Raw genomic sequence first — 18,914 nt, 5'->3', positions numbered from 1 at the left:
GTCAGTTCCTGGTCTGCACGGCGGCGGCGGCATGCGCGCGCGCCTCTCGGTCGATTGCCAGCACGTCCTGCAGGCTTTGTGGGCTTGGCGGGCTATAGCCTGCCAGAACATCCGATACAATTGCGGCAATATCGAGGAATCCGATCTTGCCGCCCAGAAACGCGGCGACCGCGATTTCGTTCGCCGCGTTCAGGATGGCAGGCGCGCCGCCACCGGCAGCGATCGCCTGGCGGCAGATGCCGGGACCGGGAAAGCGCTCGTTATCCAGCGGTTCGAAGGTCAGCTGGCCGATGGTGGCCAGATCGAGCGGCGCGCAGTTGGTGGCGATCCGGTCCGGCCAGGCCAGCGCCGAGGCGATCGGGATGCGCATGTCGGGCGCGCCCAATTGTGCCAGCGTGGAACGGTCGCGATATTCGACCATCGAATGGATCACCGATTGCGGGTGAACCAGGATGCGGATGGCATCGAGCCCGACCGGGAACAGGTGATAGGCCTCGATCAGTTCGAGCCCCTTGTTGAACATCGTCGCGCTATCGACCGAAATCTTGGCCCCCATCGACCAATTGGGGTGCGCCACCGCCTGTTCGGGCCTGGCTGCGCGCATCTGATCGAGCGTCCAGGTGCGGAAAGGCCCGCCGCTCGCGGTCAGCGTGATGCTTTCCACCTGATCGTAGGAAGCGCCCGCAAGGCACTGGAAGATCGCGTTGTGCTCCGAATCCACCGGCAACAGGATCGCGCCGCTGTTGCGCGCGGCCTCGATCATCAGTGCGCCGGAAGAGACCAGAGCCTCCTTGTTGGCGAGCGCGACGCTTCGTCCGCGCAGCAGGCTGCGCATGATCGGTGCCAGCCCTGCACAACCGACAATCGCGGCCATCGTCCAGTCGGCATCGAGGTCGGCGGCATCGAGCAGCGCCTCGGGGCCTGACCAGGCCTGGGTGCTGGTGCCCTCCAGCGCGTCTGCCAGCTTTTGATGCTGGGCCGGATCGCCGATGACCGCGACCTCGGCGGAAAATTCGCGCGCGAGTTTCGCGAGGCCCTCTGCATCGCTATGCGCGGTCAGCGCGACGATGCGATAGGCAGAAGGGTTGAAGCGGATGAGGTCGAGCGTCGACGTGCCGACCGATCCGGTCGCACCGAAGATGCTGATCGAGCGCGGCTGCGCGGATGGCGGCGGCACGATCAGGCCGGGAGAGAAAATTTCGGGTCGCGACATGGAATGCTTATCCTAGCGCCCAAAAGGCGTTGGCTGCAACCAGCGTTGCGACGACGGGCGCGACCGGGACGAGTCCATCGACCCGATCGAGGATTCCGCCATGGCCGGGGATCAGCGCGCCCGAATCCTTGACGCCTGCCTGGCGTTTCATCCAGCTTTCCAGAAAATCCCCCATTTGCGCGATGACCGCCAGCGGTGCGCTGGCCAGCACCAGGATATAGGGCAGGTCGAAATGCTCGCGCAGCAGCAGTGCGAACAGCAGTGCTGCGGTCATGCCGCCGGCGAGGCCAGCCCAGGTCTTGCTGGGGCTGATCGTCGGCGCGATCTTGGGCCCGCCAATGCCGCGCCCGGCAAAATAGGCGCCGATATCGGTCGCCCAGACCGTGGCCATCGTCCAGAACGCCAGGAGGAAACCATTGTCCTGCTGACGCAGATAGAGCAGCGCCATCACCGGCAGCGCGCAGTAGAGCACGCCCGTTGCGAGGCGGAATCCGCGATCGACTGCGGCGATGAAGAACGCGCCACCGATGATGAAGCCAAGCGAGAGAAAGCCCGGGCCATCGGCAAATGGCGAGAGCATCGACAGCGGAGCCATCAGCGCCAGCATCGACAGGCGGCGGCGCTCCATCCGCCCGACCAGCCCCGCCCATTCATGCTGCATGGCGAGCGCACCCGCCATCAGCAGCAGCCAGAAGGCGATCCCCCCGAGCCAGAGCGCGGTCCCTGCAATCGCGACCAGCACCAGGCCGGAAACCGTGCGAACTGCCAGATCCTGGCCGAATAGCGATCGCCGGACGGGGTCAGCGGCCACCAAAGCGCCTTTCGCGGGTGGCATAGGTGGTCAGGGCTTCGGCCAGGCTGTCGCCGTTGAAATCGGGCCAGAGCGTTTCGGTGAAATACAGCTCGGCATAGGCTGCCTGCCAGAGCAGGAAATTGCTGAGCCGCTGTTCGCCCGAGGTGCGGATCAGCAGATCGAGCGGCGGCAGATCGCTGGTGTCGAGCGCGGCATCGATATGCGCCGCTTCGATGGAATCGGCAGAAATCTCGCCCCGTGCGGCAGCTGCGGCCAATGCGCGGGCGGCGCGAACCAGCTCGTCCTGCGCGCCATAGTTGAGCGCGATGACCAGGGTCGTGCCGGTGTTATGCGCGGTGCGTTGCACGACATCATCGATCATCTCGACCAGATCGGGCGCAAGCGCACGGTAATTGCCGATGATCTTGAGCCGCACGTTGTTGGCAATGAATTCGTCGACATCGGCGCGAATGAAGTGGCGCAGCAGCCCCATCAGGTCCGAAATCTCGTCTTCCGGGCGCTTCCAGTTTTCCGAGGAAAAGGCGTAGAGCGTCAGCGCTTCCAGCCCCATGTCGCGCGCGGCGCGGACCGTGGTGCGCACCGCCTCCACGCCCTGCTTGTGGCCGACAAAGCGGGGCAGGCTGCGCCGGGAAGCCCAGCGGCCATTGCCATCCATGATGATGGCGGCATGGCGCACTCCGCACGCCTTGGCCATATCGACATGGCTGTGCGTGGCGGACTGCGCCTGTGCCTCAGAAAGCTTGGAGCCCGGGCGGAAGATCACTGGCCCAGGATTTCCTTTTCCTTATGGGTTGCGGCGGCATCGGCCTGGGCGATCATGTCATCGGTCAGCTTCTGCACTTCGGTCTCGAAGCGCTTGCGCTCGTCCTCGCTGATCTCGCCCTTCTTCTCGTCGGTCTTCAGCGCGTCCATGCCATCGCGGCGGACGTTGCGGATCGCGACGCGGGCCTTTTCCGCATATTGCCCGGCAAGCTTGGCCAGCTCCTTGCGGCGCTCTTCGGTGAGGTCGGGGATCGGCAGACGCAGCGTCTGGCCATCGACGATCGGGTTGAGGCCGAGGCCCGCCGAACGGATCGCCTTGTCCGCCGGTCCGACATTCGACTTGTCCCAGACCTGCACCGAAAGCATGCGCGGTTCGGGCGCGGAAACGGTAGCGATCTGGGTCAGCGGCATCTGCGCGCCATAGACCTCGACCGTTACGGGATCGAGCAGGGTGGTGTTGGCGCGGCCAGTGCGCAGGCCGGAAAGATCCCCCTTCAGCGATTCGACCGCGCCATTCATCCGGCGCTCGAGGTCCTTCTTGTCAAACTGTGCCACAGGTTCAATCCTTCTGATGTACGGTTGTCGCCGTGCCTTCGCCGCTGAGAACACGGGCGAGATTGCCCTGTTCGCGGATCGAAAACACCACGATGGGAATGGAATTGTCGCGGCAGAGCGCCACGGCGCTGGCGTCCATGACCTTCAGATTGTCTTGCAACACCCGGTCATAACTCAATGTTTCGTAACGCACAGCGTTCGGATCCAGCTTGGGGTCGGCATTGTACACGCCGTCGACGCTGGTGCCCTTGAGCAGCGCATCGCACTTCATTTCAGCCGCGCGAAGGGCCGCGCCGGAATCGGTGGTGAAATAAGGTGCGCCGACGCCAGCTGCAAAGATCACCACGCGGCCCTTTTCCAGGTGCCGCTGGGCCCGCCTGCGGATCACCGGTTCGCACACCTTGTCCATCTCGATCGCGGACTGGACGCGGGTGGGGACACCAAGCTGCTCGAGCGCGCTCTGCATCGCCAGCGCGTTCATCACGGTGGCGAGCATGCCCATATAATCGGCCTGGGCGCGGTCCATGCCCTTGGCGGCGCCCGCCATGCCGCGGAAGATATTGCCGCCGCCGATCACCAGGCAGATTTCCAGCCCGGTTTCCTTGGCAGCCTTAACCTCTCCCGCCATGCGGGCCACCGTGGCGGGATCGATGCCATATTGGCCGTCGCCCATCAGGGCTTCCCCCGACAGCTTCAGGAGGATGCGGCGGTAGGGGGCGATGGTCATGGATGTTCCGGTATCTGGGATGAAGTGCGGCCCTCAAGGCCGGGTGGCGCGCACCATAGTGGGTGCATCAAGGGCTGCCAAGCACGTTCCTGCACTTGTCCGCAGGAAGCGATGAACGCCAGTGGAGTGGACGCAAAAACAGCGGGCAGCCCGGGGGCTACCCGCCGTTTCATGCTGTATCAGCGTGGAGCTTAGAGGCCCGCAGCCGCCGCGACTTCAGCCGCGAAGTCGGTTTCTTCCTTCTCGATGCCTTCGCCGAGCTGGAAGCGGACATAGTCCTTCAGCGTGATCTTGCCGCCCGCGTCCTTGGCGGCCTTGGCCACCACGTCGGCGATCGGGGTCTTGTTGTCGATCACGAACAGCTGGCTGAGCAGTGCGTTTTCCTTGGCGAACTTGGCGATCGCACCGTCGACCATCTTGGCCTGCACTTCGGCGGGCTTGCCGCTTTCAGCAGCCTTTTCCTCGGCGATCTTGCGTTCGCGCGCGATCAGCTCGGCATCCAGGCCATCGGCGTTCAGCGCCAGCGGGAAGGCTGCAGCGATGTGCATGCCGATCTGCTTGCCCAGCGGCTCGAGCACGTCGGCGGCGACATCGCCTTCCAGCGCGACCAGCACGCCGATCTTGCCGAGGTTCGGCGCGACAGCATTGTGCATGTACGACACCACGACGCCTTCGCTGACCGAAACGGTCTTGATGCGGCGGATCGACTGGTTTTCGCCAATCGTGGCGATCGAGTTCGTCAGCTTGTCGCCAACGGTGCCGCCATCGGGATAGTCCGCAGCCTTGAGCGTATCGACATCATCGCCGGTGGTCAGCGCGACGCCGGTCACCTTGCGGACGAAATCCTGGAACTGGTCGTTCTTGGCGACGAAGTCGGTTTCGCTGTTCACTTCGACAGCGACGCCCTTCAGACCCGAAACCTCGATGCCCACCAGGCCTTCGGCGGCGGTGCGGCTCGACTTCTTCTGCGCGGTGGCAAGGCCCTTGGCGCGCAGCGCGTCAACGGCGGCTTCGATGTCGCCATTGGCTTCGGTCAGCGCCTTCTTGGCGTCCATCATGCCAGCGCCGGTGCGCTCGCGCAGTTCCTTGACAGTAGCAGCGGTTACAACAGCCATGTTCGTGTTCCTTGTTTTGAATATGGACGCAGGGGCCACAGGTGCGGGCCAATGCCCGGCCCGTAGCCCCTGCATGTGTCAGTTTTGTGCAAGCAGGGCAGGGCCAAGCCCCACCCGGCCCGATCAGCCAACCCGATTAGGCAGCGTCGCCGGTTTCGGCTGCAGCTTCTTCCAGCGCGGCTTCTGCCGGCGGTTCGGCCATCTCGCCAACGTCCGCGCCCGAAGCAACGGCGGCACCGGTGCGGCCCTTGGTGGCAGCAGCGGCAACGGCGTCGCAATAGAGGCGAACGGCGCGCGCGGCATCGTCATTGGCGGGAACCGGGAAGGCGATGCCCTGCGGATCGACGTTCGAATCGAGGATCGCGATCACCGGGATGCCAAGCACATTGGCTTCCTTGATGGCGAGGTCTTCCTTGTTCGCGTCGATCACGAACATCACGTCGGGAATGCCGCCCATGTCGCGGATACCGCCGAGCGACAGTTCCAGCTTGTCGCGTTCGCGGGTCAGTTGCAGGACTTCCTTCTTGGTGAAGCCCGAGGTGTCACCGGCGAGCTGCTCTTCGAGCGTCTTCAGGCGCTTGATCGATCCCGAGATCGTCTTCCAGTTGGTGAGCATGCCGCCCAGCCAGCGGTGGTTGACGAAGTGCTGGCCGCTGGCGCGGGCTGCTTCGGCGATCGGGGCCTGGGCCTGGCGCTTGGTGCCGACGAACAGCACCTTGCCGCCCGCCTGCACGGTGGCCGAGACGAATTCGAGAGCGCGCGCGAACAGCGGCACGGTCTGCGACAGGTCAAGGATGTGGATGCCGTTGCGCGCGCCGAAAATGTACGGCTTCATGCGCGGGTTCCAGCGGTGGGTCTGATGGCCGAAATGCGCGCCGGCTTCGATCAATTGCTGCATGGTGACGACAGGTGCCGCCATAATCATTTCCTTTCCGGTTGAGCCTCTGGAAGACAGGAACCCTGAAGGCACGACCCTGAAAGGGTGGCCGGGGCACCGGTATGTGCGTCTTCCATGTGGATTGCGGGCGGCACAGTGCTGCCTGCGAGCGGGCCCTTATGCGAGTTCGCGTGGGAAATCCAGTCCCAAAACATGCGACGAACCGAATTTTCCGGTTGACGCGCCGAAACAGAGGTGGAACAAACGCGATACAAAGCAGGTCAAGGGCTCCGGATCGTCCCGAAATGGAACCAATGGCTTTCCACAGTGTTATCCACAATGTTCTGCTGGGCGATCAGCACAGCGGACGCAAGCCAGGATTGAGCGCCATGTTTGCTGTAGCCATTGCCCTGTTCTTCGCCGCTGCCGCCATCGCCGCAGTGCTCGTCATCGCCCAGTCGTTTGCGGGCGCCACAGAGCGTTTCGACGCGCTGTTTGCGGCCTATCGTGAAGCAGGGCAGGGGCGTGTTGCTCGCGGGCAGATGCGTGCGGCGGTCACCTTCGTTCCGGCCCATGCGCCGGACTATAGCCCGCGCAATGTCATCGCCATGCCGGTGCGCGGCAATGTGACGGTCAGCCGGCCTGACTGGCGCGCTGCCGCCTGACCTTGGCGTAGGACCGCATCCCGAACGGGATCAGCGCGAGATAGACCAGCGAGATCGCGCTCAGCGTGATGAAGGGGACGGTGAGCAGCGAGGCTGCCGTGATCGCCACGACCGCCAGCATTTCCAGCCGGATGTTCTTGCGCAGATGCAGCGACGACCAGCTGAACGTGGCCACGTTCGATATCATCAGGAATGCAATCAGCAGCAGCCACGGGCCGATCACGGTATAGTGGCGGAAGACGTCGAGCCCGGTCTCGATCCACAGATACAGCGGCAGCATGGCAAGACCAGCGCCCGCAGGTGCCGGAATGCCGGTCAGATATCCGGCAGACTTGTGCGGCTGGTCCTCAAGGTCGATCTGTGCATTGAACCGCGCCAGGCGCAGCGCGCAGCAGACCGCCAGCGTCAGCGCGATCAGCCAGCCGAAGCGTGGCAACTCGTTGAGCGACCACAGGAACAGCACCAATGCGGGCGATACGCCAAAGGCAATCGAATCTGCCAGCGAGTCCAGTTCGGCGCCAAAGCGGCTCTGTGCCTTGAGCATGCGCGCGACGCGTCCATCGATCCCGTCGAGCACGCCAGCAAGCACGATCGCCCCTGCCGCCAGCGGCCATTGTTCCTGCAACGCAAAGCGGATGCCGGTCAGGCCGCAGCACAGCGCCGATGCGGTAATGGCATTGGGCACCATGGCCCTGAGCGTCAGGCCCTCGCGCAGCCGGAAGCGGCGCCCGGCAAGATAGCGGATCGGTCCGCGCCGTCCGCGCCGGTCGAGAGGATCGGGGGCGCTCATGTCCGGAAAATCCGCAGGCGGGGGGAGGGGGCGGGCCGCATCAGTGCGCAATGCCTTCGCGCATCGGGGCATCGCCGACCACCGCCAGAACGGTTTCGCCTGCCACGATGCGCTGGCCCTTGACCACCGCAGGCGCGGTGCCGCGCGGCAGATAGACATCGACCCGGCTGCCGAAGCGGATCAGGCCGACGCGCTGGCCCACGGCGACGAAATCGCCTTCCTTGACAAAGGGCACGATGCGGCGCGCGACCAGCCCTGCAATCTGGGTGAAGCCGACGCGCAGACCGTCGCTGCGCTCCACCATGATGTGCTGGCGCTCGTTCTCGTCGCTCGCCTTGTCGAGATCGGCATTGAGGAACTTGCCCGAAATATAGACGATGCGCCGGATGGTGCCGCCAATCGGTGCGCGGTTGATGTGCACGTCGAACACGCTCATGAAAATCGACACGCGCCACAGCGGCTCGCTGCCCAATCCGTCCATGTCCGCCAGCTCGATCGGCGGTGCGATCTCCTGGATCAGCGTGACCATCCCATCGGCAGGTGCGACCACAAAGCGTTCGTCAAGCGGAGTGACGCGGGCGGGATCCCGAAAAAAGGCCAGGATCCACAAGGTGATGCCGCCCATCGGCCAGGCGAGGGTTTCCCAGGCCATCAGCGCAAGAACGAGCGTGATTCCGGCGGCGATTACGGCAAATTTTCGGCCTTCGGGATGAACCGGCGGGAAGCTCCAGCTCGCCAGGCCCTTGCCCCGGTTATCCAGTAATTCTTGCGACATGCAGGCCCTCTTAGGGGGTGGATGCGGGTGTGACAACGACCAATGGCCCCCGGATGCGGTGAATGCTGCGCTGCGGCATATTTCTGCGACTGATTTGCGCTAGCGAGAGGGCGCGCGACAAGGTTGAAACATGGGCTGACTTTGCTAAGAGCGACCCAGTTTTCCGATTCCTCCCTAGCAAGAAGGCGCAAATCCCGCATGGCAAAGATCAAGGTGGCCAAGCCCGTCGTCGAAATCGACGGCGATGAAATGACCCGGATTATCTGGGAGTGGATCCGCGAACGCCTGATCCTGCCCTATCTGGACATCGACCTGAAATATTACGACCTGTCGATCCAGAAGCGCGACGAGACCAACGACAAGATCACCGTCGATGCCTCGAATGCGATCCGCGAGCATGGCGTGGGCGTCAAGTGCGCCACCATCACCCCCGATGAGCAGCGCGTCGAAGAGTTCAGCCTGAAGAAAATGTGGAAGTCGCCCAACGGCACGATCCGCAACATCCTGGGCGGCGTGGTCTTCCGCGAGCCGATCGTCATCTCGAACATCCCGCGGCTGGTGCCGGGCTGGACCGACCCGATCGTGGTCGGCCGTCATGCCTTTGGCGACCAGTACAAGGCGACCGATTTCCGCGTGCCCGGCCCGGGCAAGCTGCGCCTCGTCTTCGAAGGCGAGGACGGCAGCACGATCGACGAGGAAGTGTTCCAGTTCCCGTCCTCGGGCGTCGCCATGGCGATGTACAACCTCGATGACTCGATCGCCGACTTTGCGCGCGCATCGATGAACTATGGCCTCGATCGCGGCTGGCCGACCTATCTGTCGACCAAGAACACGATCCTCAAGGCCTATGACGGCCGCTTCAAGGACATCTTCGAAGAGGTGTACGAGAAGGAATTCAGGGCGCAGTTCGAAGCCGCCGGCATCACCTATCAGCATCGTCTGATCGATGACATGGTCGCATCGGCGCTGAAATGGTCGGGCAAGTTCGTCTGGGCGTGCAAGAACTATGACGGCGACGTGCAGTCGGATACCGTGGCCCAGGGCTTCGGTTCGCTCGGCCTGATGACCTCGGTGCTGATGACCCCCGATGGCAAGACCGTCGAGGCCGAAGCGGCGCACGGTACCGTCACGCGTCACTATCGCATGCACGAACAGGGCAAGGCGACATCGACCAACCCGATCGCATCGATCTTCGCCTGGACGCGCGGCCTCATCTATCGCGGTCGCTTCGACGAAACCCCTGAAGTGGTGCGCTTTGCCGAGACGCTGGAGCGCGTCTGCATCGAGACCGTCGAGCAGGGATCGATGACCAAGGACCTCGCCATCCTGATCGGCCCGGACCAGGCCTGGATGACCACCGAGCAGTTCTTCGAGGCCATCCGCGCCAATCTCGAAACGGAAATGGGTACCTGGGCGTAAGGCGTTGATGGCACAGCGCAGCAAGGCACGACTTGAGGTAAGGCAGGCCCGCAGGGGCGACATTTCCGGGATATCCGCGCTCGTCGAGCGCGCCTATCCGGGCCTGCCACCTTACAAGTTCGGCGAGTTGCGCGGCCAGCTTAACAATTTCCCCCAGGGCCAGTTCGTCGCGATCCTCGATGGCGATATCGTCGGCTATTGCGCGTCATCGCGCGTGACCGAGGCTATGGCCTTTGCGCCGCACGATTGGGAAGAGATCAGCGGCAACGGCTTTGGCACCCGTCATGTGCCGACCGGCGAATGGCTTTACGGCTATGAAATGTGCGTCGATCCCGCGCAGCGCGGGGTCCGCATCGGCAAGCGGTTGTACGAGGCGCGGCGGGCGCTCGCCGAACAGCTCGACCTCAACGGCATCGTCTTTGCCGGGCGGATACCGGGCTATGATCGCGCCAAGCGCACCAAAAAGGCCGAAAGCCCCGAGGATTATCTGGACAAGGTGGTCGAGGGCAAGCTGCGCGATCCCGTGATCGGCTTCCAGATCGCCAATGGCTTTGCGCCGGTCGGCATCCTCAAGCGCTACCTGCCCGAGGACCGCCAGTCGCGCGGCCACGCGGCGCACATGGTATGGCGCAACCCCTATGTGAACCCGGACGAGCCACCCAAGCACCGCGTGCCGCGCGGCGTGGAAAGCGTGCGCCTTGCCACCGTGCAGTTCCAGGCGCGCGCGGTCGCGAATTTCGAGGAATTCGTCCGCAACGTCGAATATTTCGTCGATGTTGCAGCGGATTACCGGGCAGACTTCGTACTATTTCCCGAAATGTTCACCATGTCGCTGCTGTCCTTCGCCAAGAAGAAGATGGGGCCGCAGGAAGCGATCGAGGCGCTGAGCGAGTTCACCCCGCGCATCCGCGACGAGCTCACGCGGATGGCGATGGAATATAACATCAACATCATCGGCGGATCGCACCCGACCCGCGCCGATGACGGCGATATCCAGAATATCGCGCTGGTCGCGCTGCGCGACGGTTCGATCCACGCGCAGGAGAAAATCCACCCCACGCCCAACGAGCGGTACTGGTGGAAGATCAAGGGCGGCGACAGCATCGATGCGATCCAGACCGATTGCGGACCGATCGGCGTGCTGATCTGTTATGACAGCGAGTTTCCCGAACTGGCGCGGCGTCTGGCGGATGAGGGCGCGCGGATCATCTTTGTGCCGTTCTGCACCGACAGCCGCGAGGCCTATATGCGGGTGCGCTATTGCTGCCAGGCGCGTGCGATCGAGAACCAGTGCTATGTCGTGATGTCAGGCAATGTCGGCAATCTGCCCGATGTCGAGAACATGGACATCCAATATGCGCAAAGCTGCATCCTGACGCCGTGCGACCTGCCGTTCGCGCGCGATGGCATTGCCGCAGAGGCGAGCGAGAATGTCGAGACGCTGACGATCAGCGACGTCAATCTCGATGATCTGAGCTGGGCGCGGCACGAGGGCACGGTGCGCAATCTGGGCGACCGGCGCTATGACCTCTACCATATCGAATGGGACCGCGCGGTGGGCCGGGGCCATGCCGCCGCCAAGCGCGAACGCGCCCGCCAGACTGCGCCCGCCGGGCCGCAGGGTGGCGGCGGAGGCTAATACCGTTCATTCTCGTGATTTATGGCTGACATGCTGTCCTTTATCCGCCATGAATTGATCCATGCATAATCCGCTCGACAATCCGGTCCTCAGCGATGCACTCGTCATTCTCGGCGCTGCCGGCATCGTCATTCCGGCGTTCGCCCGGTTCAGAATCACGCCGATCATCGGATTTCTGCTGATCGGCATCCTGGTGGGGCCGTCCGGGCTAGGCTCGCTGGTCGATGAATATCCCTGGCTCTACCATGTCACCATCACCGACGCGAAATCGATCGGGCCTTATGCCGAATTCGGCATCATCCTGCTGCTGTTCACCATCGGGCTTGAGCTGTCGTTCAAGCGACTCTGGAGCCTGCGCAAGCTGGTTTTCGGGGTTGGTGCGGCAGAATTGCTGCTGTCCGCACTGATCATCGGGACGGCTCTGAACATGGTCGGACAGAATTGGGGCGGAGCCATTGGCCTCGGCCTGGCGCTGGCGCTTTCGTCGACTGCATTGGTGCTGCCTATGTCGGGCACCACATCCCCCGTCGGGCGCGCGGCTCTGGCCATGCTGCTGTTCGAGGATGTCGCGATCGTCCCCATCATCTTCCTGCTCGGTGCGCTCGCGCCGACAGCGGGCATGTCGGGGGCCAGCAATCTGGGTATCACGCTGCTGCTGGGCGTCGCGACCGTGCTCGCCATGCTGGTCCTGGGGCGCATGATCCTGCCCCGGATGTTCGCTCAGGCTGCGCGGACCAAGAGCCCAGAGCTGTTTCTGGCGGCAAGCCTTCTGGTCGTCATCACCGCGAGCCTGGCCACCGCGTCTGTCGGCCTCTCGCCCATCGTCGGCGCACTGCTCGCCGGCCTGATCATTGCCGAGACCGAATATCATGGCGAGGTCGAGATTCTGATCGAGCCGTTCAAGGGGCTGGCGCTGGGCGTCTTCCTGATCACGGTCGGCATGTCGATCGACATCCGGGTGATCGTCGCCCATTGGCAGTCACTGGCCATTGCGGTGGTCGGCGTGGTCGTGGTCAAGGCGGTGGTCACCGGGCTGCTGCTGCGTGTCGCCGGTGCACGGCGCGGGACGGCGGCCGAGGCTGGCGTGTTGATGGCCAGTCCGTCCGAAACCACCCTGATCGTGCTGGCTGCAGCGGTTCAGGCCCAGCTGATCCAGGCCTCCACGGCCCAGTTCTGGCAGATCGTCACCGCCATCGGACTTACGATCACGCCGCTGCTGGCCAAGCTGGGGCACAGCATGGCCCGCCATCTGGAAATGCGGGCCAGCGACGCGGCGCCCATCGACCAATCGGACATTGCCAATGATCGCACCGTGATCTTTGGTTACGGCCGCGTCGGTGAAATCATTGCCGATATGCTCAAGGAGCATGGCCAACCGTTTGTCGCGGTCGAATCCAATGTCGATGTCGTGCTGACCGCACGGCGCGCCGGCGTGCCGATCGTGTTCGGCGATGTCGCGCGCCCCGAATTGCTCGATCGCCTGCGTCTGGGCCATGCCCGTGCGCTGATCCTGACCATGGATGACCCGGTGCTGGCGGTGCAGATCGTGCGCCGTGTCCATGGCTGGGTTCCGGACCTGACGATCATTGCCCGCGCCCGCGATACCGATCATGCGAGCGAGCTATACCGGGCGGGCGCTACGCTTGCGGTGCCGGAGGCGCTGGAAAGTTCATTGCAGCTGTCCGAAGCTTTGCTGGTCGATCTGGGCATTGCCATGGGGCACGTCATCGCTTCCATTCACGGCAAGCGCGATGAACTGCGCCGCCGGATCATGGAAGAAGGCGGGCTCGACCAGAAGCCCGCCCTGCGGTCTGGCGAGGCGCCCGCCGCCTGAGAGGCGGCAGAAACGCCGTGAGGGATCAGCCCAATGCCGCCTGCTTCTCTTCTGCCAGCCGGTCAAGCTCGGCGCGGCTCTTCTTTTCGGCAGCGGACTTGAGCTGGCCACAGGCCGCCATGATGTCGCGGCCGCGCGGGGTGCGCACCGGCGCGCTGATGCCGCCTTCGAACACGATGTCTGAAAAGCGCTTGATGCGATCCGGGTCGGAGCATTCGTACGCCGCGCCGGGCCAGGGGTTAAACGGGATCAGGTTGACCTTGGCGGGCAGGTCATAGGCCTTGAGCAGGCGGACCAGCTCGCGCGCATCGTCGTCGCTGTCGTTCTTGTCCTTGAGCATCACATATTCGAAGGTGATGCGGCGCGCGTTGCTGGCGCCCGGATAATCGGCACAGGCCTGGAGCAGCTGCTCGAGGCCGTATTTGCGGTTGAGCGGCACGATTTCGTCGCGCACATCCTTGGTCACCGCGTGCAGCGAGACCGCCAGGTTGACGCCGATTTCTTCGCCGCAGCGTGCCATCATCGGCACGACGCCGCTGGTCGACAGCGTGATGCGTCGCTTGGACAGCGCCAGGCCGTCGCCGTGCATCACCACTTTCATTGCGTCACGGACATGATCGAAATTGTAGAGCGGCTCGCCCATGCCCATCAGCACGATATTGGTGAGCAGGCGTCCATCGGCGGTATAGGCGGCGGCGTCCTCGTCCTCGTCGAGATGATCCATCGCGCCCTTGGGCCATTCGCCCAGCGCATCGCGCGCCAGCATGACCTGGCCGACAATCTCGCCTGGGGTCAGGTTGCGCACCAGCCGCATCGTGCCGGTATGGCAGAAGCGGCAGTTGAGCGTGCAGCCGACCTGACTGGAAATGCACAGGGTGCCGCGGTCCGCATCGGGGATGAAGACCATCTCGTAATCCTGGCCATCATCGGTGCGCAGCAGCCATTTGCGGGTGCCGTCGCTCGATACCTGCGCCTCGACGATTTCGGGGCGGCCGATGACGAAGCGTTCCGCCAGCCAGGGGCGCATCGTCTTGGCAATATCGGTCATCGCGTCGAAATCGGTGACGCCGCGATGGTAGATCCAGTGGAAAACCTGCTTGGAGCGCAGCTTGGCCTGTTTGCGATCGAGACCCGCCACTTCGAGCAGCGCACCGATATCCTCGCGCATCAGGCCCATCAGATCGGCACGGCCATCGGCCCGCGGCGTGATCGCGCGCGGCACGGGGACGGGGTCGATATGGCCCGGGATGGGCATGGTGATCGGGGTTTCAGCGTTCATGCCGCGCCACATAGTCAAATTCGGGCGTAATTGCTACCTCTGCGGCAGACGCGCCGCCGTTCAGCCATCAGGAGCCTCCATGGACCGTTTCTTCACCGTCATTGCCACCCGCGTCGCATGGATCGTCGGCAGGCCCTTCGCCTTTGTCGCAGCGCTCGCGATCATCCTGCTCTGGGGGCTGAGCGGGCCGTTGTTCGATTATTCCGATACCTGGCAGCTGGTGATCAACACCGGCACCACGATCATCACCTTCCTGATGGTGTTCGTCATCCAGAACAGCCAGAACCGCGATGCTGCGGCGATTCAGGCCAAGCTCGACGAGCTGATCCGCGCCCAGACCGATGCGCGCAACGCGTTCATCGGTATCGAGCATCTCACCGACATCCAGATCGAGGCGATCCGCGCGGCGCTGGAGGAGGAGGGGCGTGCCGAGGAAGACCGGCACAAGGCAGGGCATGCCAGTGTCGAACGGCTGCTCGACCGGATCTAGCCCCGCCGTGCGCAGCCCAGCGCGGCGGCGTCCATCGCGGTGGCAGCACCCTTGAGCAGATACAGCTCGCGGATCGTGTTGCCGCGTGCGTCTTCGCTGCTGGCAGTCATCTCACGGGCAGAGCGCATCGCGGCGATGATCGCCGCGTCCATCGCGCGATCACGGGCCCATGCATCGCCGCCGCCGCCGGACAGGCGAAAGCGGCGGATGCCGATGGTCAGCGTGACGGCTTGCCCCTTGGCCATGGCGCGGCTCAATCGCAGGTGGAACTGGCCGCGTACGCCGCGTTTCGGCCAGTAACCAATGCTGGCAAACGGCCGGTACTGACGCGACCCGCGCACCTCGTCGGGCTGGGCTATGGCATAGCAACGCGGCACCTGAGGATCGCGGAACGCGCCCCAGTCATCGAACACGCCCAGGCTGTCGCGCGCTTGAACAGTCGGAACGGTTGCCGCCAGCAGCGCAGTGGCCAGCAGGGCGGCGTATCGTCTCACGCATGGCCTCCGCCGGTACCGGTGACGACGATATGCTCCTGGCCGTCCTCGATCATCACCACCGATCCCTGCGGCAGCCCCGGCGCGATGGGGGCGCCGAATACCGGGTGGAGCGGCAGGCCGAGCAGAACGCCGCGCAGCACCCGGCTGGAAATGCCGTGCATGATGATCAGACGGTCGCCCGGTTCGGCGGCATGATCGGCCAGCCAGCCGATGACCCGGTCGGCGATCTGGGGATAGGTTTCGCCATCAGGGGCAGGCGTCAGCAGCATGTCGGCGCTGACGATCGGGCCGATTTCGGCAACGACATCGGCATAATAGCGCCCGCCCCAGCAGCCCATGCCGATTTCCGCCAACCGCATGTCGCGTCCGGCGTCATGCCAGTCCAGGCTCAGATGTTCGGTGATGACCGCCAGCGTCTGCAGCGCGCGTCCGGTATCCGATGCCCATAAGGTGAGATCAGGCTGCGGCCCCAGCACCCCCGCCAGCGCTGCCCCCATGCCATCGGCCTGGGCAAATCCGGCGCGCGTCAGCGGGGTGTGGAGATGGTCCCCCTGCAGCCGCTTGGCAGCGTTGAACACCGTCTCTCCATGCCGCGCGATGAACAGGCGGCCGGGGACGGGTGGGCAGGAAAACCGGGAATTTTGCGTCATATCTGTTCCGTTTCGGCAATGGCATCGCTTTAGGCAAGACTATGTGACCATTTTCCACAGTTTTAGCGCGTTTGCCCGGCTATCGGCTTGCCCCTAAAGCCAATCTTGTTAATGAAGTGGGTCCGGATTCTGCCATATTGGCAGATGTGTCTCTTGCTGTTTTTGAGGCCTAGCGGCTTCGGGGGATTTTCATGAAAGCGACTATCGAACGCGCGACGCTCCTCAAGAGCCTCAGCCATGTTCAGTCGGTGGTGGAACGGCGCAACACGATCCCCATCCTGTCGAACGTGCTGATCGAGGCATCGAGCGATGGTGCCCTGCGCTTCATGGCGACCGACCTCGACCTGCAGATCGTAGAGACGATGAGCGCCTATTCGGTAGAAACCCCCGGATCGATCACGGTCTCGGCGCATACGCTGTTCGAAATCGCCCGCAAGCTGCCCGATGGCAGCCAGGTGATGCTCGATGCGGCCGACGGCAAGATGCTGGTGCGCGCCGGTCGCAGCCGCTTCACGCTGCCGACGCTGCCGCGCGACGACTTCCCGGTGATTGCAGAGGGCGACCTGCCGACCAGCTTCGAGCTGGCTGCGGCGGAGCTGGTGCAGATCATCGACAAGACGCGCTTTGCGATCTCGACCGAAGAGACGCGCTATTATCTCAACGGCATCTTCCTGCATGTCGCCGATGATGATCGTCCGGTGCTCAAGGCCGCCGCGACCGATGGGCACCGCCTGGCACGCGTGACGCTCGACCGGCCCGATGGCGCCGAGGGCATGCCCGACGTGATCGTGCCGCGCAAATGCATCGCGGAACTCCGCAAGCTGCTCGACGAGCGCGGCGATTCGCGCGTGCAGGTGGACCTGTCGGCCAGCAAGATCCGCTTCACTCTGGGCAGCGCGATCCTCACCTCGAAGCTGATCGACGGCACCTTCCCGGATTACAGCCGCGTCATCCCGACCGCGAACGACAAGCTGCTCAAGATCGATCCGCGTGCGTTCGAACAGGGCGTCGACCGCGTGGCTACCATCGCCACCGAAAAGACCCGCGCGGTCAAGATGGCGCTGGAAAAGGACAAGATCACGCTGTCGGTCACCAGCCCGGAAAACGGCACGGCAGCCGAAGAGGTCGAGGGCCAGTATGCCAGCGATGGCTTCGAGATCGGTTTCAACGCGCGCTATCTGCTCGACATCCTGAGCGAGATCGACGGCGATGTCGTCGAATTGCACCTGGCCGACAGCAGCGCTCCGACGCTGATCCGCGAGAACGACAAGGCCACCGCGCTCTACGTGCTGATGCCGATGCGCGTCTGACGCGCGTTTCGTCTTCCGTAAACCAGTCTCGTCATTCCCGCGAAAGCGGGAATCCCGCTCCTGCGCGTGCGTGAGATATGCAGCGGGACCCCCGCCTGCGCGGGGGTGACGATCAAAATTTGCGCTAGGTCATTGCCGCCATAAAGCAAAACGCCCTCCCGGTGAGGGGAGGGCGCTTCGGTATGTCGCGATAGCCTAAGGGAGCGATCAGCGCTTGCCGATCTCCACATAGGGACGCTGCGTCGGGCCGGTGTACAGCTGACGCGGGCGGCCGATCTTCTGGCCGGGGTCGGAGATCATCTCGTTCCACTGCGCGACCCAGCCCACGGTGCGCGCGAGCGCGAACAGGGCGGTGAACATCGTGGTCGGGAAGCCGATCGCCGAGAGGATCACGCCCGAATAGAAGTCGACATTCGGGAACAGCTTCTTCTCGATGAAATAGGGGTCGTTGAGCGCCATTTCCTCGAGCTGCAGCGCAACCTCGAACACCGGATCGCTGACCTTGAGCGCGTCGAACACCTCGCGCACGGTCTTCTGCATCACCGTCGCGCGCGGGTCGTAGTTCTTGTAGACGCGGTGACCGAAGCCCATCAGGCGGAACGGATCGTTCTTGTCCTTGGCGCGCTCGATATAATGCGGAATCTTGTCGGGCGTGCCGATCTCGCGCAGCATGTTGAGCGCAGCTTCGTTCGCGCCGCCATGCGCCGGGCCCCACAGACAGGCGATGCCCGCCGCGATACAGGCGAACGGATTGGCGCCCGAGGAACCGGCCAGACGCACGGTCGAGGTCGAGGCGTTCTGTTCATGGTCGGCATGGAGGATGAAGATGCGATCGAGCGCGCGCTCGACCACCGGGTTCACCTCGTACTTCTCGGCCGGCACGCCGAAGGTCATCTTCAGGAAATTGCCGGTATAGGACAACGAGTTGTCCGGATAGACGAACGGCTGTCCCACCGAATATTTGTACGCAGCCGCAGCGATCGTCGGCATCTTGGCGATCAGCCGGTGGCTCGAGATCTTGCGATGCTCGGGATCGGCGATATCGGTCGAGTCATGATAGAAGGCCGACAGCGCGCCGACGACGCCGCACATGATCGCCATCGGGTGCGCGTCGCGACGGAAGCCGCGATAGAATTGCATCAGCTGCTCGTGCAGCATGGTGTGGCGCGAGATGGTGTAGGTGAAGCTGTCGAGCTCGTCCTTGCTGGGCAGTTCGCCGTTGAGCAGCAGGTACGAGACTTCCATGAAGCTCGAATCCTCGGCGAGTTCGCCGATCGGATAGCCGCGGTGCAGGAGCACGCCTTCGTCGCCATCGATATAGGTCAGTGCGGAATCGCAGCTGGCGGTGGAGGTGAAGCCGGGATCATAGGTGAAGCAGCCGGTTTCGGCGTAGAGCTTGCGGATGTCGATGACGTCCGGGCCGATCGTGCCGGAGCGGATCGGATAGCCGCTTTCCTTGTCGCCGATCTTCAATGATGCGCTGTCTGACACGGTACGTTCTCC

General features: G+C 63.8%; 19 protein-coding genes. 6 read left to right on the top strand and 13 right to left on the bottom strand.

The features are described 5' to 3' along the window. Position 1 precedes the first annotated feature (1 nt). The 7 genes from dxr to rpsB all read right to left on the bottom strand — a co-directional run bounded on the left by dxr (position 2) and on the right by rpsB (position 6,105). Positions 2-1,213, bottom strand: a complete 1,212-nt coding sequence (dxr, locus tag OU999_06350) for a 1-deoxy-D-xylulose-5-phosphate reductoisomerase (protein WAC24802.1) — start codon at positions 1,211-1,213, stop codon at positions 2-4. Positions 1,214-1,220: 7 nt separating this feature from the next. Continuing rightward, positions 1,221-2,027 (bottom strand): phosphatidate cytidylyltransferase, encoded by an 807-nt coding sequence (locus OU999_06345; protein ID WAC25366.1) that lies wholly within the window; start codon positions 2,025-2,027, stop codon positions 1,221-1,223. Further along, positions 2,014-2,721 carry an isoprenyl transferase gene (locus OU999_06340; GenBank protein ID WAC25365.1) on the bottom strand — a complete coding sequence of 236 codons (708 nt, stop codon included), beginning with the start codon at positions 2,719-2,721 and terminating at the stop codon, positions 2,014-2,016. The genes OU999_06345 and OU999_06340 overlap by 14 nt, the downstream gene beginning before the upstream one ends. A 65-nt stretch (positions 2,722-2,786) precedes the next feature. Next, a complete protein-coding gene (gene frr / locus OU999_06335; GenBank protein WAC24801.1) occupies positions 2,787-3,344 on the bottom strand; it encodes a ribosome recycling factor in 558 nt (185 codons plus the stop codon). A gap of 4 nt (positions 3,345-3,348) precedes the next feature. Next, a complete protein-coding gene (gene pyrH, locus OU999_06330) occupies positions 3,349-4,071 on the bottom strand; it encodes a UMP kinase (GenBank protein ID WAC24800.1) in 723 nt (240 codons plus the stop codon). Between the two features lie 191 nt (positions 4,072-4,262). Continuing rightward, positions 4,263-5,186, bottom strand: a complete 924-nt coding sequence (gene tsf, locus OU999_06325) for a translation elongation factor Ts (GenBank protein ID WAC24799.1) — start codon at positions 5,184-5,186, stop codon at positions 4,263-4,265. Between the two features lie 136 nt (positions 5,187-5,322). Next, the gene (rpsB, locus tag OU999_06320; protein WAC24798.1) at positions 5,323-6,105 is read right to left on the bottom strand and encodes a 30S ribosomal protein S2; all 783 of its coding nucleotides are present in this window, start codon (positions 6,103-6,105) and stop codon (positions 5,323-5,325) included. A 347-nt stretch (positions 6,106-6,452) separates the two neighbouring features. Here rpsB and OU999_06315 point away from each other — a divergent pair, with 347 nt between their 5' ends. Next, positions 6,453-6,728, top strand: coding sequence for a hypothetical protein (locus tag OU999_06315; protein ID WAC24797.1), 276 nt, complete (start codon positions 6,453-6,455; stop codon positions 6,726-6,728). On the opposite strand, the gene OU999_06310 is transcribed toward OU999_06315, so the two are convergent. Both OU999_06310 and OU999_06305 read right to left on the bottom strand, forming a co-directional pair. Continuing rightward, on the bottom strand, positions 6,697-7,518 hold the full coding sequence (locus OU999_06310) for a phosphatidylcholine/phosphatidylserine synthase (protein ID WAC24796.1): 822 nt from the start codon (positions 7,516-7,518) through the stop codon (positions 6,697-6,699). The genes OU999_06315 and OU999_06310 overlap by 32 nt on opposite strands. Before the next feature lie 40 nt (positions 7,519-7,558). Then, the gene (locus OU999_06305) at positions 7,559-8,293 is read right to left on the bottom strand and encodes a phosphatidylserine decarboxylase (GenBank protein WAC24795.1); all 735 of its coding nucleotides are present in this window, start codon (positions 8,291-8,293) and stop codon (positions 7,559-7,561) included. 198 nt (positions 8,294-8,491) lie between these two features. Between OU999_06305 and OU999_06300 the strand changes: the two genes are divergently transcribed. From OU999_06300 to OU999_06290, 3 genes are all read left to right on the top strand, one after another. Next, complete coding sequence (locus OU999_06300; GenBank protein WAC24794.1) at positions 8,492-9,712, top strand: NADP-dependent isocitrate dehydrogenase; 1,221 nt, start codon at positions 8,492-8,494, stop codon at positions 9,710-9,712. 7 nt (positions 9,713-9,719) lie between these two features. Beyond that, positions 9,720-11,351, top strand: a complete 1,632-nt coding sequence (locus tag OU999_06295) for a bifunctional GNAT family N-acetyltransferase/carbon-nitrogen hydrolase family protein (GenBank protein ID WAC24793.1) — start codon at positions 9,720-9,722, stop codon at positions 11,349-11,351. Between the two features lie 61 nt (positions 11,352-11,412). Beyond that, positions 11,413-13,185 (top strand): cation:proton antiporter, encoded by a 1,773-nt coding sequence (locus tag OU999_06290; GenBank protein WAC24792.1) that lies wholly within the window; start codon positions 11,413-11,415, stop codon positions 13,183-13,185. 25 nt (positions 13,186-13,210) lie between these two features. Here OU999_06290 and rlmN read toward each other — a convergent pair whose 3' ends face one another. Continuing rightward, a complete protein-coding gene (gene rlmN, locus OU999_06285) occupies positions 13,211-14,464 on the bottom strand; it encodes a 23S rRNA (adenine(2503)-C(2))-methyltransferase RlmN (protein ID WAC24791.1) in 1,254 nt (417 codons plus the stop codon). 79 nt (positions 14,465-14,543) lie between these two features. Here rlmN and OU999_06280 point away from each other — a divergent pair, with 79 nt between their 5' ends. Further along, entirely contained in the window at positions 14,544-14,954 is a 411-nt protein-coding gene (locus OU999_06280; protein WAC24790.1) for a low affinity iron permease family protein, read from the top strand. Here OU999_06280 and OU999_06275 read toward each other — a convergent pair. Further along, complete coding sequence (locus OU999_06275) at positions 14,951-15,448, bottom strand: hypothetical protein (GenBank protein WAC24789.1); 498 nt, start codon at positions 15,446-15,448, stop codon at positions 14,951-14,953. The genes OU999_06280 and OU999_06275 overlap by 4 nt on opposite strands. Then, complete coding sequence (locus OU999_06270) at positions 15,445-16,101, bottom strand: histidine phosphatase family protein (protein ID WAC24788.1); 657 nt, start codon at positions 16,099-16,101, stop codon at positions 15,445-15,447. Before OU999_06270 ends, OU999_06275 begins: the two co-directional genes overlap by 4 nt. Before the next feature lie 191 nt (positions 16,102-16,292). Here OU999_06270 and dnaN point away from each other — a divergent pair, with 191 nt between their 5' ends. Beyond that, a complete protein-coding gene (gene dnaN, locus OU999_06265; GenBank protein ID WAC24787.1) occupies positions 16,293-17,411 on the top strand; it encodes a DNA polymerase III subunit beta in 1,119 nt (372 codons plus the stop codon). Between the two features lie 207 nt (positions 17,412-17,618). Here dnaN and OU999_06260 read toward each other — a convergent pair whose 3' ends face one another. Further along, a complete protein-coding gene (locus OU999_06260) occupies positions 17,619-18,902 on the bottom strand; it encodes a citrate synthase (protein WAC24786.1) in 1,284 nt (427 codons plus the stop codon). Positions 18,903-18,914: the final 12 nt, after the last annotated feature.

It is taken from the genome of Blastomonas sp. SL216 (assembly GCA_026625625.1).
In the GTDB taxonomy this organism is placed as follows: domain Bacteria; phylum Pseudomonadota; class Alphaproteobacteria; order Sphingomonadales; family Sphingomonadaceae; genus Blastomonas.
The sequence above is the reverse complement of the archived record's forward strand: the minus strand, read 5'-3'. Positions and strand labels throughout refer to the sequence as shown.